The sequence below is a fragment of the Pseudomonas trivialis genome, assembly GCF_036864995.1.
Classification (GTDB): Bacteria; Pseudomonadota; Gammaproteobacteria; order Pseudomonadales; family Pseudomonadaceae; genus Aquipseudomonas; species Aquipseudomonas trivialis.
This window is the reverse complement of record NZ_CP142151.1, coordinates 2,652,985-2,679,166: the sequence shown is the minus strand read 5'-3', so window position 1 is coordinate 2,679,166 and position 26,182 is coordinate 2,652,985. Positions and strand designations below refer to the sequence as shown.

The following is a 26,182-nucleotide window of genomic DNA, read 5'->3' as shown; positions in this document are numbered from 1 at the left end:
TATCAAACTGAACGCGCCGCCTCAAACAGGATCTGCGCCACAAAATCAATCTCCTGCTCGGTGATGATCAGCGGCGGCAGAAAACGTACGGTGGCGCCATGACGTCCGCCCAGTTCCACGATCAACCCGTGCCTGAGGCACGCCTGCTGGAACGCCTTGGCGCGTACCGCGTCGACCGGCGGATGCCCTTGTACGTCCGCGAGCCCATGGGGGTCGACGATTTCCATGCCCAGCATCAGGCCGCGTCCGCGCACATCCCCAATCCAGGGGAATTCGTCCTGCAGCGTCTGCAACTGTTTGCGCAGGTGTGCGCCCACGGTTTCGGCGTGGGCCACCAGGTGATTGTCGCGAATAAAACGCAAGGTCGCGGTGCCGGCCGCCATGGCCAGCTGGTTGCCACGGAAGGTGCCGGCATGGGCGCCGGGCTGCCACACATCCAGTGAATCGTTGTAGACCATCACCGACAGCGGCAAGCCGCCACCGATGGCCTTGGACAACGTGATCACGTCCGGGGTGATGCCCGACTGCTCGAAGCCGAACATGCGCCCGCTGCGTCCGATGCCGCACTGGATTTCGTCGACGATCAATGGAATGCCGTGGGCGGCGGTCAGGCGTCGCAGTTCCTGCAGCCAGCGGTCCGGCGCAGCGATCACCCCGCCCTCCCCCTGGATCGGTTCAAGGATCATCGCGCCCGGCAGGGTCACGCCGCTTTCCGGGTCGTTGAGCAGGTGCTCCAGGTAACGCAGGTTGAGGGTGACGCCCTGCTCGCCGGCGACGCCGAACGGACAGCGGTAATCATGGGGGAACGGCAGGCGCTGCACCCCCGGCATCAGGGCGCCGAGGGCATTTTTGGGTGACAGGTTGCCGCTGATGGCCAGCGTCCCCAAGGTCATGCCGTGGTAGGCCCCCTCGAACGCGAGCACCGAATGCCGCCCGGTGGCGGTGCGGGTCAGTTTGAGCGCGGCTTCCACCGCGTCCGCCCCGCTGGGGCCGCAAAACTGGATGCGCGCATTGCGCGCGAAATCCGCCGGCAGGCAGCCGAAGATTTCCTGCACGAAGGCGTCCTTGACGGGTGTCATCAGGTCCAGGGTGTGCATCGGCACACCAGCGGTCATCAATTGCGTGATCGCTTCAATGATCACCGGGTGGTTGTGGCCCAGCGCCAGGGTACCGGCGCCGGCCAGGCAATCGACAAACACCTGGCCGCGACTGTCCTGTACGTAGATGCCGTGGGCCCGTTCAAGTACCAGCGGAATGCGCCGTGGGTAGCTGCGCGCATTCGACTCCTGCTGTTGCTGTCGCTCGAGCATCGGCGTCAGGTCCAGGCAATAGGGCTGGGACAATCCGGTGTGCGACAGGCGTAGCTGTGCTGCACCACCCGTCGTGGCATTCGAAACGGCGTTCATGAAGTCCTCCAGGGAGGCTGGGTGTAGGAGCAGAATGCGCCAGGCAAAACCGGACGCCGGGAACCTGGGGCCCCGGCGTCCAGAGGTTTACATGTCGTAACGCAGCACCAGGCCGAACGTGCGTGGCGCGCCCACATCGATGATGTCGCCGATGCGGTTGCTGGTGACGTATTCCTTGCCGAACGCGTTTTTCAGATAACCGGACACCGCGACGTTCTTGGTGACCTTGTATTCAGTGCTGAAGTTGGTCAGCACATAGTTGTCACTGCGACGCACCTTGCTCACATTGCCGGCGGCGTCGAACTCGAAGTCGGACGGCGCGGTGCTCTGGTAGGTCAGGTCGGTGTTGAGGGTCAGGCGGTCATTCCAGCGGTAGGTGCCGCCCACAGACATCTTGTATTTGGGCGAGTAGAGGAACGGCTGGCCGCTGCGGTCGGTGCCGTCACCGGTGTTGAATTCCTTGTACTTGGAGTCGGTGACCGCGCCGCCGACATTCAGGGTGAACTGCTCGCCAAAGTCTTTTTCGACGGACACTTCCAGGCCCTTGATGTCGCTGCGACCGGCGTTGTAAACCAGGAAGAAATTACCCGTTGGATCGAGCACGCTGACCTGCTGGTCCTTCCAGTCGGTGTAGTACAGGTTGGCACGCGCGCGCAGGCTCTTCTCGAGGAACGAACCGCGGTACGACAGCTCGTAGTTGGTGGTGTATTCCGGATCGTAGGCGGTGTGACCGCCACCGGCCCGCACGTTCACGCCACCGCCTCGGTAGCCCTTCTGCACCATGAAGCCGACGTACTGGTCAGGCATGAACTGATAGTCGACGCCGACTTTGGGCAGGAACGCATTGAAGCTCTTTTTCACCTTGCCGGGGCTTGAGAAGTCGTCCTGCTTGACGTCGGTATCGTTGGTCTCGTAGTCGTAGCGCAGGCCCGTGATCAGGGTCCAGTTCGGCGCAAAATCCCAATCCACTTCACCGAACACCGCAGCGTTCTTGACGTCCACATCGCCCTTGGCGGCGCCGCGCTGCACGTTGTTGAACAGCAAGCGGTCATGGAAGCTGTTGGTGGTGTTGCCCAGGTACAGCCCGCCGAAGCTGCGCACCGTGTCGTTCTGATACGCCAGGCGCAGTTCCTGGCTGAACATGTCGCCGTTCTGCTCGCGCAGAATCACGTTGTTGGCCGTGGCGGTCTGGTCGAAGTCCTTGCGCGCGGTGTAGCCCGAGTGGGTGTAGCTGGTCATGTTGGTCAGCGTCCAGGCGTCGTTGAGGCGCCAGTCGATCTTCGCGCTCACGGTGTCCTGGTTGAGGTTGTCGTAGGCCTTGGTGTTGGACGCGATCTTGTAGTACTGCACCTTGTCGCCGATGCGGGTGATCGAGTTGTCGCCCTGGCGGTGCTCGTTGTGCGCGTAGGTCAACAGCACATCGGTGTCGTCGTTCGGCGTGATCAATAACTTGCCGCGATAGTTGCTGGTGCGGTGTGGGTTGGCGTCGTCGTTATTGGTGGTGTTGCGGATATAGCCGTCGCCGTCCTGGGTATCGATGGCGATACGGCCGGCGACCTTGTCGTCGATGATCGAGCCACCGCCGGCCACGGCCACGCCGTGCTCACCGTAGTTGCCGATGTTGGTCTGGGCGGAGAAGGTAGGTTCGAAGGTGGGGTTGCGGGTGGTGATCACCACTGCACCGGCCAGGGAGTTGCGCCCCTGGGTGGTGGACTGCGGGCCAAGGAGCACTTCGACCTGTTCGGTATCCCACAGGCCAACCGGGCTCAGCGTCAGCGCGCGGTTGGGTTGCTGGGCACCATCTACATACACCGAAATCGCACCGTTGAGGGTTGCCGGGCCCTGGTCATCGAAACCGGACACCGGCACGCCACGAATACCCCAGTTCTCATTACCCGACTGGTTGTACACGCCTGGCGTACGGGCAAACACGTCGATCAGGCTGTGATCGGCCTTGTCGCGCAATTGCTGTTCCGTCACCACAGCCACACTTGACTGGGTCTTCTCGAGCGAACGGTTCATCTTTTCGCCCGTGACGGTGACTGGAGCGATCTCCAGCGCCGCTGGCTGATCGTCCGCCCATGCAGTGTTCATAAGGCAGACGGCTGATGCTACCGCCAACGCCAGTGTATTGATTTTGTGATTCACGCCCCGCTCCCCTACCGCAATTATTTGAGTTTTTATCCGTTGGCAAACACTGTTTTTTCCCCAGCGGGGCGGAGTCTAAGCCAAAAAAAATATTAAAGGAATACTATTGATAATCCCTCTCATTAACACCTAGTATGCCCTTCGTACCGACATAAACACATTTTGTTAAACGTTTTGTGAAGGCCTCTGCCCGGTTTTCAAGGCCTGCTGTCACGTCGCTGAAAAGCCAGAAACACAAACAGGATGTGCAAGACAATGACCTCCATCGAACACCCGGACGGACGTTTCAAGCCCATGTTGATCACGGATGATAACCACGGCGCCACCCTGCCCCGGTGCGTGCAGGCCAGCCCCGGCCAATCGATCCATGCGCTCGAGCAGCCTGTACGCGACAGCCTCGACGCCAGCTTGCGCAGCGTCGGCGGCGTACTGTTTCGCGGCTTCACGGTCGCCACCCCCATCGACTTCAAGCGCTTTGCGGCCAGCTTCGGCGCGCCCCTGACCAGCTACGAGTTCGGCTCGACGCCGCGCAGCAAAGTGTTCGCCGGGGTCTACAGCTCCACCGAATACCCGGCGCATCAGTTCATCCCCTTGCACAACGAGCAGGCCTACACCCGGCCCTGGCCTTCGCGCATCTGGTTCCACTGCATCAAGGCCAGTGAAACCGGCGGCGAGACGCCAATCTGCGACAGCCGCCTGATCTACCAGCGCATGCCCGCCGAGATACGCGAACTGTTCGCCAGCCGCGAGCTGCTCTACGTGCGCAACTACAGCGGCGCCCTCGACCTGCCCTGGCAAAAGGTGTTCAACACCGAAGACCGTGCCCAGGTCGAGCGTTACTGCCAGGACAACGGCATCGAATGGGAATGGAAAGCCGACGGCGACCTGCGCACCCGCCAGCGCTGCCCCGCCGTGCTGCAGCACCCGGAAACCGGCGAGTGGGTCTGGTTCAACCAGGCGCACCTGTTTCACGTCTCGGCAATCGAGCCCGCCGTGCGCGCCAGCCTGCTGGCCGCCGTGGGTGAGGAAAACCTGCCGCGCCACGTGTACTTCGGCGACGGCTCGCCCATTCCCGACGCCCTGCTCGACAGCGTGCGCGCCGTGTATGACCAGACCGCCGTAAGCTTCCCCTGGCAGGCCGGCGACATCCTGATGCTCGACAACCGACTGGTCGCCCACGGGCGCAATCCTTATACCGGTGACCGCAAAGTCATCGTGGCCATGGCATGAATCCCACCATGTTTGCATTCAATCATTGGATAGACGTGCTGGAGGCCAACGCCCTGCACTTCCCGCAGCGTGCCGCGTTGCACTTTCTGCCCGACGGCGTCGACATCGGCGAAACGCTCACCTTCGCCCAACTGCACGAACAGTCCCGTTCTCTGGCCGCTGCCCTGCAAGCGCGCTACAACCCGGGCGAGCGGGTGCTGTTGATGCTGCCCAGCAGCCTCGACTATGTCCGCACCTTCTGCGCCTGCCTGTATGCCGGATTGATCGCCGTGCCATTGTTCCCGCCGCCGTCGCGCAAGCCGCGGCATCTGGACCGCGTGCGCAACGTAGTGATCGATGCGCAGCCAGCACTGATCCTGGCGCCCGTCGAACACTGCGAGGCCCTGCGCGAACTGGTGGACCACCGCGTCCACGTACTGACCGTGCACGACCTCGGCACGCCGCCCGCCGGCCAATGGCAACGCCCGTCCATCGACGCCGCCACAGTGGCATTCCTGCAATACACCTCGGGCTCCACCGGCACGCCCAAAGGCGTTGAAGTGCGTCAGCGCAACCTGATCGCCAACGTCGAGCTGATGCGCCAGGCCTACGGTTTCGATGAACACGGCGCCATGGTCAACTGGCTGCCGCTGTATCACGACATGGGCCTGATCGGCGGCGTGCTGGCGCCCCTCTACAGCGGCATGCCGTGCTACCTGATGGCCTCGCAGACTTTCGTCAACGCGCCCTCCACCTGGCTGCAGGCGCTGAGTCGCTACCGCGCCACCGCCAGTTTTGCGCCCAACTTCGCCTACGCCCTGTGCAACCGCGTGGTCAGCGACAGCCTGATCGCCCAGCTCGACCTCAGTGCCTGGCAACACGCTATCAACGGCGCCGAGCCGATCCACCCCGGCACCCTCGACGCCTTTGCCCAGCGCTTTGCCGCCTGCGGCCTCAACCCGCTGGCCATCAGCCCCGGTTACGGCCAGGCCGAAGCCACCCTGTGCGTCAGCGCAACCCCGGCCGACGCGCTGCCAGTGGTGCTGCGCCTGGACAAACAGGTGCTGGAAACCGGTCGTGTGGCCCTGGCCAGCGGTGATGCGCCCGCAGTGGAATTCGTCGCCTGTGGCTACCCCCAGGCCCATCACGCCATTGCCATCGCCAACCCGGACACCTTCGAGCGCTGCGCCGTCGATCGCATCGGCGAAGTGTGGCTGCAAGGGCCGAGCAACGCCGAGGCCTACTGGCAAAACCCCGAGGCCAGCCGCATCGCCTTCCAGGCGCAGATCGCCGGCGAGCCCGGCCATTACCTGCGCTCCGGCGACTTGGGCTTCATGCACCAGGGCCAGGTGGTGATCTGCGGGCGTCTCAAGGACCTGCTGATTCTCAACGGCCGCAACCTCTACCCCCACGATATCGAGTTTGCGATCACCGACAGCGAGCCCGGCATACGCACCGGTCGCATCGCTGCCTTCTCGGAAATGGACCCGGTGCTGGGCCGCGAAAAACTGGTGATCGTGGCCGAGCCGCAACGCAAGTTCGTCGACCCGGCCCATCACCCGGCGCTGTTTGCATCGATGCAAAGCGCCGTGCGCGAAGCGGCTGACTGTGGCATCGATCAGATTGTGCTGGTGCAGGCCGGCACCATTCCCATGACCACCAGCGGCAAGATTGCCCGCCAGGGCGCCCGCACCCAACTGGCGGCCGGCACCCTGAGCATCATCGCCCAGAGCGGCGCCACGCCCGCTTCGCCCGCAAAACGCCTTGACGTGGCGCAATTGCGCGAGCAGCCCGACCTTGCCACCTGCCATCAATGGCTGGCGCAGACCCTGCTCGAGCTCAACCCGTACCTCAGCGTAAATACCGAACTCAGCCTGATCGGCCTGGGCCTGGACTCCATCGGCCTGGCCGATTTCGCCGCGCGTCTGCAGCGCGACCTTGGCTGGGAACTGGACACACAAAGCCTGTTCAGCGAACAGACCCTGGCGCACTGGGCGCAGGCGCTGCTGATCTACCTCGGCACCCCTGCCCCGCTTGCCAATCCCGCACCCGAGACGGACCTCAGCCACAGCCACCAGTCCTTCGCCCAGCGCCGATTGTGGTTCCTGCATCAACTCGACCCGCAGGACACCCAGCACAACCTCGTGCTGCACCTGACACTGCACGGCGCGCTGGACACACAAGCCCTGTCGCAGCGGCTCGACACGCTGGTCGAGCGTCACAGCGTGCTGCGCACGGTCTATCACGACGGCGTCGACGGCCCGCAGCAGCAGGCGATGCCCGCCAGCCCCGTGCAGTTGCTCGTGCAGGACAACCTGCAGGATTGCCTGGCCCGGGAACACGCAACCCCCATCGACCTGCAACACGGCCCGCTGCTGCGCGCGCATCTGATCAGCCAGGGCGACAGGCATGACCTGCTGCTGACCCTGCACCACATCGCCTTTGACGGACGCTCCGCGCAACTGCTGCTCGCCGAACTGGCGGCGCACACCTCGCCTGATCGCCCTCTGCAATACCTCGACTTCGCCAGCTGGGAAGCGGCGCACTGGACGCCCCCGCGCATCGCCGCGCAGCAGGACTTCTGGCGCGCACACCTGGCCGACGTCCCGCAAACCCTGGCATTGGGCGGCAGCGGCGCGACGCCGGGGCAGCACCGCCTCGACTTCAGCCTGCCTCAATCGCGCTGCGATGCGCTGTCCGCTCTCGCACGTGAACAAGGCATGACCCTGTTCATGCTGCTGCTGGCCTGCTACCAGCTGGTGCTCAAGCAATTGGGAGGCCAGCCGCGCTTTTTGCTCGGCACCGACGTCAGCGGCCGTCCACTGGCGGCGCATAACGAGGTGATCGGCTTCTTCGTCAACCAACTCACCCTGCGCTGCGAGGTAGAGGGCGAGTCGAGCCTCGGCGAATTTTTCCAACAGGTGCGCGAGCAGGCGCAACAAGCCTACGCCCACCAGGATCTGCCGTTCGACCTGGTGGTCGCCGCGCTGGCCCCCGCGCGACGTCCGGGCCACGCGCCGCTGTTCCAGGTCAAGCTGAACTATCAACCGTCACGTTCAGCGCCGACGCTGATTGCCGGCGCGCAACTGCACACGCTCGATGTGGCCCAGGCACCGGGGGACTTCCACCTGGTACTGGACCTGGTACATGCCGGCCATGGCATCGACGCCACCCTGAAGTACCGTGGCGAGCACTTCGATCAGGCCCGTGCCTTGCGCCTGCAACACCTGTGGACGCGTCTGCTGGACGAGGCCGGCGACTGGTTGAGCGAGTCGCTGCCCGCACTGGCGGCGCGCCTCGACACCTGGGACCAGGCCTTCCAGCGCGAAAGCCAGCACACCCAGGCCAGCGCCGGGCGCAGCCAGTTGCTGCAGACCAAACGACGCTCACTGACCCTTTGACAGAGGTGGATGCCTGTATGCCAGACGTACCCCCAACGCCGCGCACCCTCGGCGGTGTACGCCGCAAAGCGATGAACGTCGCCCCACGGCAACTGGTCAGCGAACGCCTGCTCAGCGCCGACCATGCTCTGCCGCTGGTGATCGAGCCGGCCGTCGAGGGCGTTGACCTCGCCGCATGGGCCGCCAGTGAGCGCGACGCCCTGGAACAGAAACTGCTGCAACACGGCGCCTTGCTTTTTCGTGGTTTCGGCGTCACCTCGGTGGAGCAGTTCGACCAGGTCATCGCCGCGCTGTCCCCCGGAGCCCTGGAGTACATGTTCCGCGCCTCGCCGCGCACCCGGGTGGGCGGCAACATCTACACCTCGACCGACTACCCGGCCGACCAGATGATTTTCCCGCACAACGAGCATTCCTATTCGCCACGGTTTCCGCTGCGGCTGTTCTTCTACTGCCAGTTGCCTTCCGAGACCGGCGGCGAAACCCCGATTGGCTCCACCCGCACGGTCAAGTCACGCATCAGCAGCGAAATCCAGGCGCGCTTTCGCGAAAAAGGCGTGCTCTATGTGCGCAACTACGGCGACGGCTTCGGCCTGCCCTGGCAGAGCGTGTTCCAGTCCAGCGAGCGCAGCGACGTCGAAGCCTACTGCGCCAGCGTCGGCATCGAGGTCGAGTGGAAGGAAAACAACCGCCTGCGCACTCGCCAACGCGGTCCGGCCGTGGTGCGCCACCCGCGTACCGGCGAAGAGGTCTGGTTCAACCACGCGACGTTCTTTCACATCAGCACCCTGCCGGCGGCGATCCGCGATTCGCTGCAAGGCAACTTCAACGACCTCGACCTGCCCACCAACACCTTTTACGGCGATGGCACGCCCATCGAGCCCCAGGTGCTGCAAGCGCTGCGCGCCGCCTACCTCGATTCGCTGGTGCGCTTCAGTTGGCAACAGGGCGACGTACTGTTTATCGACAACATGCTCGCGGTCCACGGCCGCGAACCCTTTACCGGCAAGCGCGCGATCATGACCGGCATGGCCGAGGCCCTGCTGTCCAGCGACGTCGCCGTGTGAGCGCTCTCCACCCTATTTTGCAGTTGAGTTGAACATGAACGGACTTCAAGGCTTTCGCATCTCGCCGCAACAGGCGTCCCTTTACCCACACCTCAACGGCGGCAGCCGGCACCCGTTCGGTTGCCAGCTGCAATGGGCCGTAACCCAGCCGGTCGACGCCGACACCCTCACACAGCGCCTGCAAGCGCTGGCGGGCGGCAGCGAGATCCTGCGCACCCAACTGACGCCGGTGCCCGGCTTGCGCCACCCGGTGCAGGTGATCCATGACGCGTGCGCGTTGCGCGTCAGCGTGGCGCAGCAGATCCCGTCGCTCCCGCAGGACTGGACACAGCCGCTGACGGTCACCCTCGTGCAACAGCGCGACGGCCAGGTACTGCACCTGGCCGCCGCCAGCAGTCACCTGGACCTCGCCAGCCTCACACTGCTGGCGACAGCCCTGCTGCAAGACACCCCGCCGGACCTCGCCGACAGCCTGCAATACGCCGATTACGCCGAATGGCGCTGGAGCCTGGTCGAAGACGCGCCGCAGCATCCCGGCGCGCTGTTCTGGAACCCTGGAGCCGAGCACGAACGGCATGCCTTGCAACTGTCACTGGAAACACCCCGTGACGGTGGATTTGCCCCCGCACATCTGGACATCAGCCTGCCCAACCACCCGGCCTTTACCGCACACCTGATGCTGACCGCCTGGGCCGTATTGCTCGGGCGCCTGTCCGGGCAGCAGCAAATGCCCATTACCCTGATTCACCCCAGCCGTGGACCGGAACTCGACAGCGCCGTGGGCCTGTTCGAGCAGAGCCTGCCCCTGCGCATCGACCTGCAGGCGCAGGCCACCCTGCTGGAACAGAGCAGCCATATCGGCACCCTGGTAGAGCGCGCCGCCGGCTGGCAGGACTATTACACCGGCGACCTCAGCGGCGGTTACGCCTTCGCCTGGCGCGCCAGTGACCCGCGCGAACGCGAGGCCAGCGCGGTGATGAGCCCGGCCAAGGCGTGCCTGCAGGTCCATCAAGGCAGCGACCGGCTCCGCGCCCAGCTTGTCTACGACTGCAATCAGCTAAGCACCGAAGCGGCCGCCTGCCTGGCCGAGCAATGGGCGCAACTGCTGCAGGCCGCGCTGGCCAACCCGCAGCAGACCTGGGCGCAACTGCCCATCAGCGGCCCGCAGCAAGCGGCGATCATCGCCGCACCGACACGGCAGCCGGTAATCGAAGCGGTGACGCTGGTGGAGCTGATCGCTCGCCAGGTGCAGCGCCAGCCCGATGCCGTCGCCCTCAGCGATCAACAGGGCGACCTGACCTACGCGCAACTGGACGCCAGCGCCACACAACTGGCGCACCAACTGGCGAACGCAGGGATCGCCGCCAACGTGCCAGTGGGTATTCTGTTCCCGCGCGGCAACGCCGCCATCGTCGCCATGCTCGCCGTAATGAAGGCCGGTGGCGCCTACGTGCCGGTCGACCCCACTTACCCGCAGGACCGGCGCGCCTACATGCTCGCCGACAGCGCCATCGCGCACATCGTCGTCAGCCCCGAGCTGGCCGACAGCGTCCCAACCGGCCTGCAATGCTTTGTGCTGGCCGATCTGCACGCAGCCAGCACCCTGCCGCCATTGCCCCTGCCTCACAACGACGACCTTGCGTACCTGATTTATACCTCCGGTTCCACCGGCGCGCCCAAAGCCGTGGAAATCAGCCACGGCGCCCTGAGCCATTCCACCCAGGTGCGCATGGCCGCGTATGAGGCGCCCGTGAGCGCCTACCTGCTGCTGTCGTCGTTTGCCTTCGACAGCTCGGTGGCCGGGATTTTCTGGACCCTGGCCCAGGGCGGTCGCCTGGTCTTGCCGGCGCCCGGCGAAGAACTGGACATGGCGCACCTGGCGCAACTGGTCGCGCAGCACCGGGTCAGCCATGGCCTGTCGCTGCCGTCGCTGTACCAGGCGCTGCTGGATCAGTTGGGTGGCGCCGACAGCCTGCGCTGCTGGATCGTTGCCGGTGAGGCGTGCCCGCCGTCGCTGATTGCCCAGCACCGCAACGCCCTGCCCGAGGCCTTGCTGGTCAACGAATACGGCCCCACCGAAGCCACCGTGTGGGCCACTTACGACGTGCTCGACACCGACCGCGCCCTGACCATCGGCCGCCCGATTGCCGGCATGGACCTGCGCGTCCTCAATGAACACGACGTCGCCAGCGGCATTGGCGAGCCGGGCGAGATCATTCTTGCCGGCCCGACCCTGGCCCGGGGTTACCGCCACAAACCCGAAGAAACCGCCAAAGCCTTCGTCACCCTCGCCGATGGCACCCGCGCCTACCGTACCGGTGACCTCGCCTGCTGGCTGGCCGACGGGCGCCTGGCGTTCCTCGGGCGCAAAGACCATCAGGTCAAGTTGCGCGGCTACCGCATCGAGCTCGGCGAGATCGAGCGCCAACTGTGCAGCCACAGCGACGTGCGTGAAGCGGCAGTGATCGTGCAGGACCAGCCCGCCGGCAAGCGCCTGCTCGCCTACGTGCTCGCCGCCCACGGCTATGCGCCGGATTCCGAAGCGCTAAAGCGCTACCTCGGCGAGCGCTTGCCGTCGTACATGGTGCCCACCCGCGTCCTTACCCTCGGCGCCTTCCCGCGCACGCCCAACGGCAAGCTCGACCTCCAGCAGTTGCCCGACCCGGATCAACTTGACCAGAGCAGCCATGTGGCCCCGCGCACGCCGATGGAAACCACGCTGCACGCCATCGTCGCCAAGGTCCTGAAACTGCCCCGTGTCAGCGTCACCGAGAGCTTCTTCGCCATCGGCGGCGACTCGATTCTCAGCCTGCAAGTGGTGGCCCAGGCCCACGAACAAGGCATCGCGCTGTCGGCCAAGCACGTGTTCGAGCACCAGAGCATCGCCGCCATGGCCAGCGTCGCCCAGCCGCTGGACAAAAGCCCGACGCAGGCGCAAAGCGCCGAGTTCAGCGCCTCGGGTATGTCCGATGACGAACTCAACGCGCTGATGGCCGAGCTCAACGACGCCGACCTGTAACCGCCGTCGCCCCTATTTCTGCAGGACGTTTTGAATGACCACCGACAACACCACGCGCAATCCGATCGAAGATGTCTACCCGCTGTCACCGCTGCAACAAGGGATGCTGTTCCACTCCCTGCTGCACGAGGACTCCGGGGTGTACCTGATGCAGGATCGCTACCGAATCGGTGGAGCCATTGACGAGACCGCGTTTCTTGAAGCGTGGCGCCAGGTGGTGGCGCTGCACCCGTCGCTGCGGGCGAGCTTCCAGTGGAAAACCCAGAAGCAGCCGGTGCAGGTGATCCACCGCGAGGTCAAGGTGCCCCTTGATACCCTCGACCTGCGCGGGCTGGCGCCCCACGAGCAGCAGGCGCGCATTCGTACGCTGCTGGAGGAGGAGCAGAAAGTCGGCTTCAACCTGTCCAAGCCGCCGCTGATCCGCTTTCGCCTGGTGCGCCTGGCCGATGAGGCCTATGAATTTATCCGCAGCTTCCACCATATCCTGATGGACGCCTGGTGCATTTCCCTGGTGACCGTGGACTTTCTCAAGGTCTACGAGGCGCTGTGCAACCAGCGCACGCCGCAGATCAGCAGCCCCCGGCCGTTTCGCGACTACATCCAATGGCTGCAACGCCAGGACGCGGGCAAGGCCGAGCAGTTCTGGCGCGGCCAGTTGCACGGGCTCAACGCACCGACGCCGCTCACCGTGGACAACGGCGTGGCGCGCGACCGCTATACCGATGCAGTGCTGGTGGACGACCAACTGATCCACCTGGACGCGCAGCACACCCAGGCGCTGGCCAGTTTCTGCCGCAGCCGCCGGATCACCCCCAACACCTTTTTCCAGGGCGTGTGGTCGCTGCTGCTGTCGCGCTACAGCGGGCAACGCGACGTGGTGTTCGGCGTCACCGTGGCCGGGCGTCCGGCCGAGCTCACCGGCGTTGCCGAAATGATCGGCCTGTTCATCAACACCCTGCCCTTGCGCGTCAGCGTCGATCCCGAGGCACGGCTGGGCGAATGGCTGGGGGACTTGCAGGCACTCAACGTGCAGATGCGCGACTTCGAGCACACGCCGCTCACCGATATCCAGGGCTGGAGCGACTTCCCCCGTGGCGAAACCCTGTTCGACAGCATCCTGGTGTTCGAGAACGCCCCCATCGATGAGCAGATTCTCGACGGCGGCTTTCAGTTCAGCCTCGACGGCATGGACCACAGCGTGCACACCCACTATGGCTTGACCGTGGTGATCCTGCCCGGCGAGCAACTGGGCATCCGCGTGTCGTACGACCGTGAGCGTTTCACGGCCGAGACGGTGCAGCGTCTGCTCGGCCACCTGGCCAGCCTGGTGCGCGGCATGCTCGCCGCGCCAGAGGCAGCGCTGGGCAGTTTCGAGCTGCTGGCCGCCGATGAACGCGAGCAATTGCTTGGCGACTGGGCGCTCAACCCCCACGACTTCCCGCTGGATAAAAGCTACGCCGAACTGTTTGCCGCCCAGGTCGCCGAACGCGGCGATCAGGTGGCCGCGATCTGCGACGGCCAGTCCCTGACCTACGCCGAACTGGACCGGCGCGCCACGCGCCTGGCCCACGCCCTGCGTGCGGCCGGCGCCGCCGAGGACCGGTTGGTGGCGCTGCTCGCCCCCCGTGGCCTGGCGCTGTTGACCGCGATGATCGCGGTGTTCAAGGCCGGCGCGGCGATGCTGCCGCTGGAGGTCAACCACCCGCCGGAGCGCCTGCGCGAAATCCTCAGCCTGTCCCGCGCGCCTTTGCTGGTCGCCAGTGAAGACTGCAGCGGCCTGCTCGATCAGTTGCTAAGCGGCCTCGATCACGCGCCCCGGGCGCTGTTCGCCGAAGCGGCCTGGAACACCCCCAACGATGCACCGCTGGCACCGGCCGGCACCCCGCACAGTCTGGCCTACGTGCTGTTTACCTCGGGCTCGACCGGTACGCCCAAGGGCGTGATGATCGAACAGCGCGGCATGCTCAATAACATCTTCGGCAAAGTCCCGGCCCTGGGCCTGAACACCGCCGACCGCATTCCCCAGACCGCTTCGGTGGCCTTCGATATCAGCGTGTGGCAGTTTCTCGCCGCCCCGGTACTCGGCGCCACCGTGCACATCCTGCCGGACGAGGTCGCCCACGACCCGCAACGCCTGCTGCAGGTGCTCGCCAGCGAGCGCCTGAATGTACTGGAAATCGTCCCGAGCCTGATGCGCACCCTGCTTGCGCTGTGCCCGTGCGACCTGCAACTGCCCGACCTGCGCTGGGTGCTGCCCACCGGTGAAGCGCTGCCGCCGACCGTGGCCCGCGACTGGTTTGCGCGGTTCCCCGCTATCGCGCTGATGAACGCCTACGGCCCGGCCGAATGCGCCGACGACGTGGCGTTCCAGCCGATCACCGAAGCGCCGCACGCCAGCGTCAGCCACATGCCTATCGGCAAGCCCACCGCCAACAACCGCCTGTACGTGCTCGATGAAGCACTGCGCCCGGTGCCCGTCGGTGTGGTCGGGGAAATCTGCGTCGGCGGTGTCGGCGTGGGTCGTGGCTACCTGCACGACCCGCAGCGCAGCGCCGAAGCCTTCATCGAGCATGCGCAGATCGACGGTCGCCTGTACCGCACTGGCGACCTTGGCCGCTGGCGTGCCGACGGGGTGATCGAATACCTCGGTCGCCGCGACCAGCAGGTCAAGCTGCGCGGGCACCGCATCGAACTGACCGAAATCGAACACCGCCTGGCCCAGCACCCGAACGTGCGCGAAGCGGCCGTGCTGCTGCGTGAAAACAGCGTGGGCGAAGCCTGGCTGGTGGCCTACTGGTCGGCCCATGACGAAAGCCTGGGCAACAATGGCTTGAGCGAACACCTGCGCGCGCAGTTGCCGCCATACATGGTGCCGGCCGCCTTTGAATGCCTCGACCGCCTGCCGCTGAACAACAACGGCAAGGTCGACCGCAAGGCCCTCGCCGCGCTGCAACTGACCTGGCACGCAGACGCCAGCGAAAGCCTCGCGCCGCGCAACGAACATGAAGCCGCCATTGCCGCCATCTGGGCCGAAGTGCTGGGCCGCGACAGCGTGGGTGTGGAAGACAATTTCTTCACCCTCGGCGGCCACTCGCTGCTGGCGACGCAGATCGTCGCGCGCCTGCGCAACACGTTCAAACTCGAGCTGCCGCTGCGGGTGCTGTTCGAACAGCCCACCGTCGCGCTGCTGGCCGTGGCCATCGCCGCACGCGAGGCGCAAGCTGGCGCACCGCAAGCCGCCGCCCTCGGTGCGCCGCACGTCAAGCCACGCCCGGCCCTGCTGCCGTTGTCGTTCTCCCAGCAACGTCTGTGGTTTATCGAACAACTGACGCCCGGCACCACGCTGTTCAATATCCCGTTTGCCCTGCGCCTCAGCGGGCAACTCGACGTGGCAGCCCTGCACGCGAGCCTGAATGACCTGCTGGCGCGCCATGAAATCCTGCGCACCGGCATCCGCAGCGTGGACGGCGTGCCGAGCCAGCACATCAGCGCGGCGCTGAACATTGAGCTGCCATTCGAAGACCTGTCGAACCTGGCCACCACCGCCCGTGAAGGCGCGCAACTCAACGCCCTGCAAGCCACCTTCGAACACCCCTTCGACCTGACGGCGCCGCCGCTGCTGCGCGCACGCCTGCTCAAAGTGGCGCCGGACGAACACGTGCTGGGTATTGCCCTGCATCACCTGGTGTCCGACGCCTGGTCGGCCACCATCGCCCTGCGTGAGCTGGCGCAAGGGTACGAAGCCCGCCGCCACGGCGCCGCCGCGCAATTGCCGGCCCTGCCCCTGCAATACGCCGACTTCGCCCTGTGGCAGCGTGATCACCTGCAAGGCGCTGAACTTGCGCGCCAACTCGATTACTGGACGCGCACCCTTGACCGCCGCGACCAGGACGCCAGCCCTCTGCTGGCCTTGCCCACCGACCATCCACGGCCGTCGGTGCAGAGCTACCGCGCGGGGCTGGTGCAACGCGAACTCAGCGCCGACCTCAGTGGCCGCGTGCAGGCACTCGCCAGTCGCCTGGGCACCACGCCGTTCAGCGTACTGTTCGCAGGCTTTGCGGTGTTGATGCACCGCCTGAGCGGCGACGCCACCGTACTGATCGGCACCCCGGTTACCCACCGTGAACAGCCGGGCACCGAAGGCCTGCTGGGGATCCTGCTGAACAACTTGGCGATCCGCGCCGACTTCAGCGCCCAGGCCGATTTCAACGCGGTGGTTGTCCAAGTCGCCACGCGTTTGCGCGAAGGCCTGCAACACCAGGACCTGCCGTTCGAACAACTGGTGGACAGCCTGCAACTGCCGCGCAGCCTCAGCCATGCGCCGCTGTATCAGGTGATGGTTGCGCAGCAATTGGGAATGGAGGCGCGCCTGCAGTTTCCGGGGCTGGCCTTCGAAGCGCTCGACACGCCGCTCAAGCACTCCGAATGCGACCTCGACCTGCATGTGCTGTGCCCGGCCGATGCGCCGATTCAGCTCGAGCTGATGTTCGCCCTCGACCTCTTTGCCCAGGACAGCGCACGGCAAACCCTGGCACGCCTGGAACACCTGCTGGAACAACTGCTCGCCGCGCCGCAACGAGCGGTCGCCACCCTGCCCTTGCTGATGCCCGCCGAGTGGCAGCGCACGGTGGTGGAGTGGAACCGTACCGAAATGGACGTGCCACAGCACCTGACCTTCGCCCAGCTGTTCGAACAGCAGGCCGAACGCACGCCTGAGCGTGACGCGCTGTGCTTTGAAGGCCAATGCCTGAGCTACGCCGAACTGAACCGCCGCGCCAACCAGGTCGCCCATTACCTGCGTGGGCAAGGCGTGGGCGCCAACCGCCCGGTGGCGTTGTGTGTGGAGCGCTCGCTGGAGTTGCTGATCGGCCTGCTGGGCATTCTCAAGGCCGGTGGCGCCTATGTGCCGCTGGACCCGAGCTACCCGGCCGAGCGCCTGGCCTACATGCTCGACGACGCGCAGCCGCTGTTGTTCGTCGGCCAGCAAGGCCTGCTCGAACAGCTGGGCAGCCACCTGCCACGCCTGCGCCTGGACGCCGACGCCGCGCTGCTCGCCAGCCAACCGGAGAGCAACCCCGCCGCGCTGGCAGGTCCCGATGACCTGGCCTACATCATGTACACCTCCGGTTCCACCGGTAAGCCCAAGGGCACGCTGGTCACCAACAAGTCGGTGGTCAACCTGGCCTGGGCGCGCATTTACGGTCTGTACCGGCGCTACACCGACCAGCCGATGCGCAGCAGTTTCAACTACTCGTTCGCCTTCGACAGTTCGGTGGCCGAGCTCATCCTGCTGCTCGACGGCCACAGCCTGTACCTGACCCCGGAAGACGTGCGCTACGACCCGGCCGCCCTGGCACAGTTCTTCAAGGACACACGCCTGGACGCCTTCGAATGCACCCCGGCGCAGCTCAAGAGCCTGCTCGAAACCGACGGCGTGCGCCGTGGCGAGACCTACCTGCCGCGCTTCGTGCTGTTTGGCGGCGATGCGGTGGACGCGCAGCTCTGGCAACGCCTGCCGTCCATCGCCGGCAGCCGCTTCTTCAACACCTACGGCCCCACCGAGTGCACCGTGGATGCCACTGGCTGTGCGGTGGATGACTTCCCGCAGCGGCCGATCATTGGCCGGCCGATTGCCAACGTGCGCACCTACGTGCTCGACGCGTTCCTCAACCCGCTGCCGGTGGGTGTGCCCGGCGAGCTGCATATCGGCGGTGCCGGCGTGACCCGCGGTTACCTCAACCGCGCCGAGCAAACCGCCAACGTATTCATCGACGATCCTTTCTCGCCGCTGCCAGAGGCACGGATGTACAAGTCCGGCGACCTGGTGCGCTGGCTGCCCGATGGCCAGCTCGAATACCTGGGCCGCATGGACCATCAAGTGAAAATCCGTGGCTTTCGCGTGGAACTGGGCGAAATCGAAGCCCTGCTCGGCGCGCAACCCGGCGTACGCCAGGCGGTGGTGCTGGCCCGTGAGGACGTGCCCGGCGACAAGCGCCTGGTGGCCTACGTCAGTTGCGACCAGCCCGACCTGAGCGCGTGGCGCAACGCCCTTGGCGCCGCCCTGCCCGACTACATGGTGCCGTCGGCGTTTGTGGTGCTGGACACGTTGCCCCTGACCGATAACGGCAAACTCAACCGCAAGGCCTTGCCCGCGCCGCACACCCAGGCCGAGCCGGACGCCACGGACCCGCCGCGCACCGACGCCGAACGCCAGCTCGCCGCCCTGTGGGCCGAGCTGCTGAAGCTGCCGTTGAGCGCAATCGGGCGTGACAGCCAGTTCTTTTACCTGGGTGGCCATTCCCTGTTGGCGGCCGTGCTGTTTGCGCGCCTGCGTCAGCAATTTGCCACGGTGCCACCGCTGCGGGCGGTGTTCGAGCATCCCACCTTGCACGCCCTGGCGGCGTTGCTCGCGCAGCCGCTGCAAACACCCCGCGACACCTTCGTGCCCGCCCCGCGGCCTGCGCGCCTGCCGTTGTCGTTCGAACAGCAGCGTCTGTGGTTCCTCGAGCAACTGAGCGGCGCCAGTGAGTACAACGTGGTCAGCGCGGTGCAGTTCGACGGCGAACTGCACGTACCGGCGCTGCAAGCGGCGCTGAACAGCGTGATTCAACGCCACGAAATCCTGCGCAGCCGCATCGTGCGTGAGCCTGCCGGTGAACTGGCGCTGGTGATCGAACCCCACGTCGAGCTGACGCTGGCCATGACGCACTGGGACGCCGTCACCGACGCGCACTGGCAGCAACTGAACGAAGACGCGATCCAGGCCGCCACCGCGCAGCGCTTTGACCTGGCCCGCGAAGCACCGATTCGCGCGCGCCTGCTCAAACGCAACAGGCAGGCGTTGCTGGTGCTGACGCTGCACCACTGCGTGACCGACGATGCCTCCACGCAGAACCTGCTCGACGAACTAGCCCGCTGCTACAAAGGCGAGCAGCACAGCCTGCCGGCGCTGGCCCTGCAATACCCGGATTACGCGCTGTGGCAGCGCGAAGCGGCGCAGCAGGCGCGGTTCGACAGCCAGTTGGCCTACTGGCGAACGCAACTGGAGGACGGCAGCTACCAGTTGGAGCTGCCCACCGACCAGCCACGCGCGCACCTGCTCGACCCGCGTGCCGGCTCGGTGCAGCTGCAATTGCCCGCCGAGCTGACCTCGCGCTTGCGCCAGTTTGCCCAGCAGCGCGGCGCAACCTTGTACATGCTGCTGCTCAGCGCCGCACAGCTGTTGCTGGGACGCTATGCCAACCAGCGCGACGTGCGCGTCGGCAGCCCGGTGGCGCAGCGGCCATTGGCCGAGTTGCAGCCGCTGATCGGTTGTTTCGTCAACACCCTGGTGATGCGCGCCGACCTGGCACTGAGCCTGGACTTCGCCGGCTTGCTCGACCAGGTGCGCAACACCGTGCTCGACGCCCAGCAGCATCAGGACGTGCCGTTCGATCAACTGGTCGAACACCTCGCGCCCGAACGCAGCCTCGGCCAGACGCCGTTGTTCCAGGTGCTGTTCGTCATGCAGAACGGCACTGCCGACGCCAGCCAGTGGCCGGACTTGCAGGTGCGTGAACGGGCAGTGACGGCCGCCGCCACCAAGTTCGACCTGAACTGGGAAGTGCACGACGGTGAAGTGCTGTCGGTGTTGCTGGAATACCGCAGCGCGCTGTTCAGCCAGGCCACCGCCCAACGCTGGTTGACGCAATGGCAGGCACTGCTTGAATGCATGCTCGACGCACCGCAGACGCTTATCGGCGACTGGTCGCCGCTGACCGACGCCGAGCGCCTGCAACAGCAGACGTGGAACGCCACCCAACGGCATTACCCCGGCCCGACCGATCTGCGCACGGCCCTGAGCCAACAAGCCGCGCTCACGCCGAATGCGTCAGCCCTGGTCTTCGAAGACCAGCGCCTGAGCTACGCCGAACTGGACCAGCGTGCCCAACACGTCGCCCGTGCCCTGCGCGCGGCCGGCATTGGCCGCGAATCGATTGTGCCGGTGTGCATGGAGCGCTCGGTGGAGATGGTGGTGGCCTTGCTCGGCGTGGTGCATGCCGGCGCCGCCTGGCTGCCGCTCGATCCCGAGTTGCCGGCCGCGCGTCTGGCATTCCTGATCGAGGATGCAGATGCTCTGGTCACGTTGACCCAGCCCCAGTGGTTGTCGCACCTGCCCGCAGGCCATAACGCGTGGACGCTGGACTCACTGCCCGACGCGGGCGACGCCGAACCGCTGAACGTGCAGGCCAATGACCTCGCCTACGTGCTCTACACCTCCGGCTCCACCGGCCAACCCAAAGGCGTAATGAACGAACACGGCGCGCTGATGAACCGTCTGCACTGGATGCAGGATGCATTTGCGATTGGGCCTGACGACCGCGTGCTGCAAAAGACGCCGTACAGCTTCGACGTATCGGTGTGGGAATTCTTCTGGCCGCTGATCACCGGCGCCACGCTGGTGGTGGCGCGTCCCGATGGACATCGTGACCCGGCTTACCTGAGCCAGCTGATCCAGCAGGAACAGGTCACCACCCTGCACTTCGTGCCCTCGATGCTGCGCGCGTTTGTCGAAGAGCCGAGTCTGGCTGACTGCCTCAGCCTGCGTCAGGTGTTCGCCAGCGGCGAAGCCCTGCCCGTGGATCTGGTGCAGCGTTTCATGAGCCGCCACCCGGCGGCGCTAATCAACCTGTATGGCCCGACCGAAGCGGCGATTGACGTATCGGTGTGGCGTTGCTCGGTGGACGACTCTGTGGTGCCGATCGGCAAGCCCATCGCCAACCTGCAGCTGCATATTCTGGATGACCAGCAGCAGCCGTTGCCCATCGGTACGGCCGGCGAACTGTATATCGGTGGCGTCGGCGTTGCGCGCGGCTACCTGAAGCGTGACGACCTCACCGCCGAACGCTTCCTGACGGTTAACGGCGAACGCCTGTACCGCACCGGTGACCGTTGCCGCTTCCTGCCTGACGGCAATATCGACTACCTCGGCCGCCTCGACCATCAGGTCAAGCTGCGCGGCCAGCGCATCGAACTCGGCGAAATCGACGCTGCCCTGCAGGCCCGGCCGCAGGTGCGCGAAGCCGCCACTCTGCTGCTCGACCAACGCCTGGTGAGTTTCTGGAGCGGTGACGCCAACGAAGCCGACCTGCGCGCGGCACTCGCCCGCGAACTGCCGTCCCACCTACTGCCGGGCCTGCTGGTGCAGCTCGATCACCTGCCCCTCAATCCCAACGGCAAGCTCGACCGCAAGGCGCTCGCCGCCATCCGCCTGCCCGACGCGAGTCGCGAGCAGCCGCACCGTGCGCCGCGCACCGCCAACGAAACGCTGCTGTGCGAGGTGTTCAGCGAAGTGCTGCAATGCCCGCAGGTGGGCATCGACGACCACTTCTTCCAGCTTGGCGGCCATTCCCTGCTGGCCACGCAACTGGTCGCCCGGGTGCGGGAACGCCTGGGAGTGACCTTGCCGTTGGCACTGGTGTTTGCCCAGCCGACCGTCGCGGCCCTGGCCGCGCAGCTGGGTGATGCCTTGCCGGGTGAACAGATCACGCCTCAGCCACGTCCCGCTGCCCTGCCGCTGGGCCTGGCGCAACAGCGGTTCTGGATGCTCAGCCGGCTGGTGCCGCAATCGCGCGAATACCACATGCCGTTCGCGCTGACCTTGACCGGTGCGCTGAACCTGCCGGCCTTGCGCGCCGCCTTTGATCAGCTCAGCGAACGCCATCTGGTGCTGCGCAGCCGCATCAGAGAGGTCGCAGGCCAGGCGCAGTTGCTGATCGATCCGCAAGGCCCGGCGCTGCAGGTGACGTCGGTTGCCGAGCGCGACTGGGACAGCGCGTGCAACCGCGCGCAGACCGATTTGATGGCCCCCTTCGACCTGGCAAACGCCGCCCCATGGCGCGCGCATTTAGTGCAACGCCAGGGCCGCGACGAGCACCTGCTGCTGGTGTGCCTGCACCACAGCGCCACCGATGGCTGGGCCATGCGCCTGCTGATCGACGAACTGGCCCAGGCGTACCGCGCCGGTCTGCACGGGCAGGCGCCCGACTGGACGCCACTGCCCATCGACTACGTCGACTTCGCCCTGTGGCAACAGCATCCGCACACCCAGGCCCGGCGCGAGGCCAGCCTGGCGTACTGGAAAAACCACCTGGGCGAGGACGACTACCGCCTCGAACTGCCGCTGGACCAGCCACGCGCCGCTGAAGCGGATCGGCGTGCCGGTCAACTGAATCTCAGCCTGGGCCGCGAACGTTCGGCGGCGATTCGCCACTTCGCGCGGCAGCGCGGCACCACGCCGTACGTGGTGCTCGCCAGCGCCTTGAGCGCCCTGCTGGCCCGCTACAGCGGCCAGCGCGATATTCGCCTGGGCACTCCGGCGGACCAGCGCGACCAACCGCAAACCCAGACCCTGCTGGCTTGCCTGGTCAATACCCTGGTGATCCGCAGCAACGTCGACCAACAGGCCCCGGCCGCAACCCTGCTGGCTGCGGTAGAAGCCGATCTGCGCGCGGCCCAGGCCCATGCCGACCTGCCGTTTGCCAGCCTGGTCAGCGCCGTGACCCAGCGCCGCGACCTCAACCGGACGCCGCTGTTCCAGGTGCTGTTCTCCCTCAATCACGGCCATATGGACAGCCGCCAATGGCCGGGGCTGGCCCTTGAAGAACGCACCCTGCCGGCCATCGACGCCAAGTTCGAACAAAGCTGGGAAGTGCACGACGACGGCAGCGACATGACCCTGGCGCTGGAATACCAGGCCGCGCTGTTCAACGCCGCCACGATGCAACGCTGGAGCGCGCAATGGTGTACGCTGCTTGATGCACTGGTGGCAACACCGGAACGCGCGCTGGTCGAGCTGTTCCCGCAGCAGCAGGATCAGGCGCAGCTGGCGCAATGGAACGCCACCGAGCGGCATTACCCTGGCCCGACCGACCTGCACACGGCCCTGAGCCAACAAGCCGCACTCACGCCGAATGCGCCAGCCCTGGTCTTCGAAGACCAGCGCCTGAGCTACGCCGAGCTGGACCAGCGCGCCCAACACGTCGCCCGCGCCCTGCGCACCGCCGGCATTGGTCGCGAGTCGATTGTGCCGGTGTGCATGGAGCGCTCGGTGGACATGGTGGTGGCCTTGCTCGGCATCGTGCATGCCGGCGCCGCCTGGCTGCCGCTGGATCCCGGGTTGCCGGCCGCGCGTCTGGCATTCCTGATTGAGGATGCAGATGCTCTGGTCACGTTGACCCAGCCCCAGTGGCTGTCGCGCCTGCCCGCAGGCCATACCGCGTGGACTCTGGACTCACTGCCCGACACGGGCGACGCCGAACCGCTGAACATGCAGGCCAATGACCTCGCCTACGTGCTCTACACCTCCGGCTCCACCGGCCAACCCAAAGGCGTAATGAACGAACACGGCGCGCTGATGAACCGTCTGCACTGGATGCAGGATGCATTTGCGATTGGGCCTGACGACCGCGTGCTGCAAAAGACGCCGTACAGCTTCGACGTATCGGTGTGGGAATTCTTCTGGCCGCTGATCACCGGCGCCACGCTGGTGGTGGCGCGTCCCGATGGGCACCGTGATCCGGCTTACCTGAGCCAGTTGATCCAGCAGGAGCAGGTCACCACCCTGCATTTCGTACCGTCGATGCTGCGCGCGTTTGTCGAAGAACCGAGCCTGGCCGCCTGCCGCAGCCTGCGTCAGGTGTTCGCCAGCGGCGAGGCGCTGCCGGCGGATCTGGTGCAGCGCTTCATGAGTCGCCACCCGGCGGCGCTGGTCAACCTGTATGGCCCGACCGAAGCGGCGATTGACGTATCGGTGTGGCGTTGCTCGGTGGACGACCCTGTGGTGCCGATCGGCAAGCCCATCGCCAACCTGCGCCTGCACATTCTGGATGAGCAGCAGCAGCCGTTGCCGATTGGCAGTATCGGCGAGCTGTATATAGGTGGCGTCGGCGTTGCGCGCGGCTACCTGAAGCGTGACGACCTCACCGCCGAACGTTTCCTGACGGTTAACGGCGAACGCCTGTACCGCACCGGTGACCGCTGCCGCTTCCTGCCTGACGGCAATATCGACTACCTCGGCCGCCTCGACCACCAGGTCAAGCTGCGCGGCCAACGCATCGAACTGGGCGAAATCGATGCAGCGCTGCTCGGTCAGCCGGGCGTCAGCGGCGCCTGCACGCTGGTGGTCGACAATCGCCTGGTGGCGTTCTACAGCGGCGCTGCAGCCGAGACGGAGCTGGGTGCCGCACTCAGCGGTCAACTGCCGGCTTATATGGTGCCTGTCGTTTGGGTGCAACGGCCAAGCCTGCCGCTGACCACCAATGGCAAGCTCGACCGCAAAGCACTGGCGGCGCTGCCTCTGCCGCCGCGCCAACAGGCATCGGTCGCACCACGCACTGCCCTGGAAGGCCTGGTGTGCCAGCTGTTCAGCGACTTGCTCGGCGACAGCCTCACCGGCGGCCACGCGGTCGGCACCGCGGACAGCTTCTTTGCCCTGGGCGGTGACTCGATCCTCGGCCTCAAGCTGATTTCGCAGCTGCGCGACCACGGTTATGCCCTCACGCCCAAGGACCTGTTCCGCGCCCAGACGCCGGCGGGTCTGGCGCAACTGATCACGCCGCTGCTGGCCGTGGCCGAGCAAGGCGAAGTCCGCGGTGCGATGCCGTTGATGCCGCTGCATCAATGGTTCTTCGACCAGCAGCAAGCGCAGCCTGCCTACTGGAACCAATCGGTGCTGACCGACAGCGAGCGTCCACTGCAAGCGGCGCTGGTGCAGAAGACACTCGATCATCTGGTCGCCCATCACGACGCCCTGCGCCTGCGCTTCAATGCCGCGCACGGCCAGTGGCAGGCGGAGATTGCAGCGGTCGAACCGGCGCGGCTGACCCTGGCACACCAGGCGCAGCAATTACACGAAGTCGCGGGCAGTCTGGACCTGCAACACGGCCCGCTGTTCGCCGCCGCGCTGCTGGAAGACACGCCGCAGCGCCTGTACCTGGTGGCTCATCACCTGGTGATCGACGCCGTGTCATGGGGGCCGTTGCTGGAAGATTTCCAGCAGGTGTATGCCGCCCTGGAAAGCGGCGCACCCGTGGTGCTGCCGGCGAAAACCACGTCCTACCGGCAATGGGCCGAGCAGTTGCATGGGCGGGCCGCCGGTGCCGCCCTCGAGCAGCCTTACTGGGCGCGCCAGCTCGCCGTCACGCCGATGCCGCAGGCCACGGTGGCCGAGCGCCAGACCCTCTCGGCGCGCTGGGATGCCACGCGCACCCAGCAATGGCTGACCGAGTCCCACGCCGCCTACCGTACCCAGCCGGAAGAGCTGCTGATCGCCGCCCTGGTCGCGACCCTCGCCGAAGCCGAGCAGCGCCAGGACATCGTCCTCGATCTGGAGCGCCATGGTCGCGATGCGGGCTTCGAAGGGCTCGACGTGAGCCGCACCGTCGGCTGGTTCACCACCCTGTTCCCGCTGCGGGTGAATGCCCGAGGCACGCCCGGCGACTGGGTGCGCCAGGCCAAGGAAGCGTTGCGCGCGGTACCCGGACAGGGCCTGGGATACGGCTTGCTGCGCCTGCGCGGTGCGCTGCCGGCCGGCAACGGTGACGTGCTGTTCAACTACCTGGGCCACGAGCAACCGCCAGCCGGCTGGTTGCGCGCCAGCACCCTGGCGGCGCCGGCGGAGGTTGCGCCTGCCAACCGTGTGAGCCATGCCCGTGAAGTGGTGGCGTGGCTGGAGGACGGCGTGTTGCAGCTGCATTGGCACAGCATCAGCGCCGAGGCCGACCGCGACCTGCCCGCGCGCCTGCTGACGCACCTGCAAGCGCTGCTCGAACATTGCCTCGATCCCCAGGCGGGCGCGCTGATGCCGTCCGACTTTCCGTTGGCCAAGGCACTGAATCAGAAGTCCCTCGACACGTTGCTGGGCAAGCTCAAGAGCAAACCGAATTCCTGAGAACG

Annotated in this window: 7 protein-coding genes; 5 read left to right on the top strand and 2 right to left on the bottom strand. The window is 66.0% G+C overall.

Annotated features, from left to right (window positions below):
* Positions 1-2 precede the first annotated feature (2 nt).
* Together VRB54_RS11600 and VRB54_RS11595 are read right to left on the bottom strand one after the other, a co-directional pair.
* Entirely contained in the window at positions 3-1,406 is a 1,404-nt protein-coding gene (locus tag VRB54_RS11600) for a diaminobutyrate--2-oxoglutarate transaminase (RefSeq protein ID WP_338480982.1), read from the bottom strand.
* Positions 1,407-1,493: 87 nt separating this feature from the next.
* The gene (locus VRB54_RS11595) at positions 1,494-3,554 is read right to left on the bottom strand and encodes a TonB-dependent receptor (protein ID WP_338480981.1); all 2,061 of its coding nucleotides are present in this window, start codon (positions 3,552-3,554) and stop codon (positions 1,494-1,496) included.
* Between the two features lie 294 nt (positions 3,555-3,848).
* Here VRB54_RS11595 and VRB54_RS11590 point away from each other — a divergent pair, with 294 nt between their 5' ends.
* Genes VRB54_RS11590 through VRB54_RS11570 form a run of 5 tightly spaced genes read left to right on the top strand, consistent with a single transcriptional unit; the run spans position 3,849 to position 26,177 of the window.
* Entirely contained in the window at positions 3,849-4,784 is a 936-nt protein-coding gene (locus VRB54_RS11590) for a TauD/TfdA family dioxygenase (RefSeq protein ID WP_422396104.1), read from the top strand.
* Between the two features lie 8 nt (positions 4,785-4,792).
* Positions 4,793-8,164 (top strand): condensation domain-containing protein, encoded by a 3,372-nt coding sequence (locus VRB54_RS11585; RefSeq protein ID WP_338480979.1) that lies wholly within the window; start codon positions 4,793-4,795, stop codon positions 8,162-8,164.
* Between the two features lie 17 nt (positions 8,165-8,181).
* Entirely contained in the window at positions 8,182-9,228 is a 1,047-nt protein-coding gene (locus tag VRB54_RS11580; protein WP_338480978.1) for a TauD/TfdA family dioxygenase, read from the top strand.
* A 34-nt stretch (positions 9,229-9,262) separates the two neighbouring features.
* On the top strand, positions 9,263-12,247 hold the full coding sequence (locus VRB54_RS11575; RefSeq protein WP_338480977.1) for an amino acid adenylation domain-containing protein: 2,985 nt from the start codon (positions 9,263-9,265) through the stop codon (positions 12,245-12,247).
* Between the two features lie 34 nt (positions 12,248-12,281).
* The gene (locus tag VRB54_RS11570; RefSeq protein WP_338480976.1) at positions 12,282-26,177 is read left to right on the top strand and encodes a non-ribosomal peptide synthase/polyketide synthase; all 13,896 of its coding nucleotides are present in this window, start codon (positions 12,282-12,284) and stop codon (positions 26,175-26,177) included.
* Positions 26,178-26,182: the final 5 nt, after the last annotated feature.

What these genes read in the sequence shown, in the direction of transcription:
- VRB54_RS11580 (WP_338480978.1), top strand. Translation starts at nt 8,182, where the DNA reads ATGCCAGACGTACCCCCAACGCCGCGCACCCTCGGCGGTGTACGCCGC.
- VRB54_RS11575 (WP_338480977.1), top strand. Translation starts at nt 9,263, where the DNA reads ATGAACGGACTTCAAGGCTTTCGCATCTCGCCGCAACAGGCGTCCCTT.
- VRB54_RS11590 (WP_422396104.1), top strand. Translation starts at nt 3,849, where the DNA reads ATGTTGATCACGGATGATAACCACGGCGCCACCCTGCCCCGGTGCGTG.
- VRB54_RS11585 (WP_338480979.1), top strand. Translation starts at nt 4,793, where the DNA reads ATGTTTGCATTCAATCATTGGATAGACGTGCTGGAGGCCAACGCCCTG.
- VRB54_RS11600 (WP_338480982.1), bottom strand. Translation starts at nt 1,406, where the DNA reads ATGAACGCCGTTTCGAATGCCACGACGGGTGGTGCAGCACAGCTACGC.
- VRB54_RS11570 (WP_338480976.1), top strand. Translation starts at nt 12,282, where the DNA reads ATGACCACCGACAACACCACGCGCAATCCGATCGAAGATGTCTACCCG.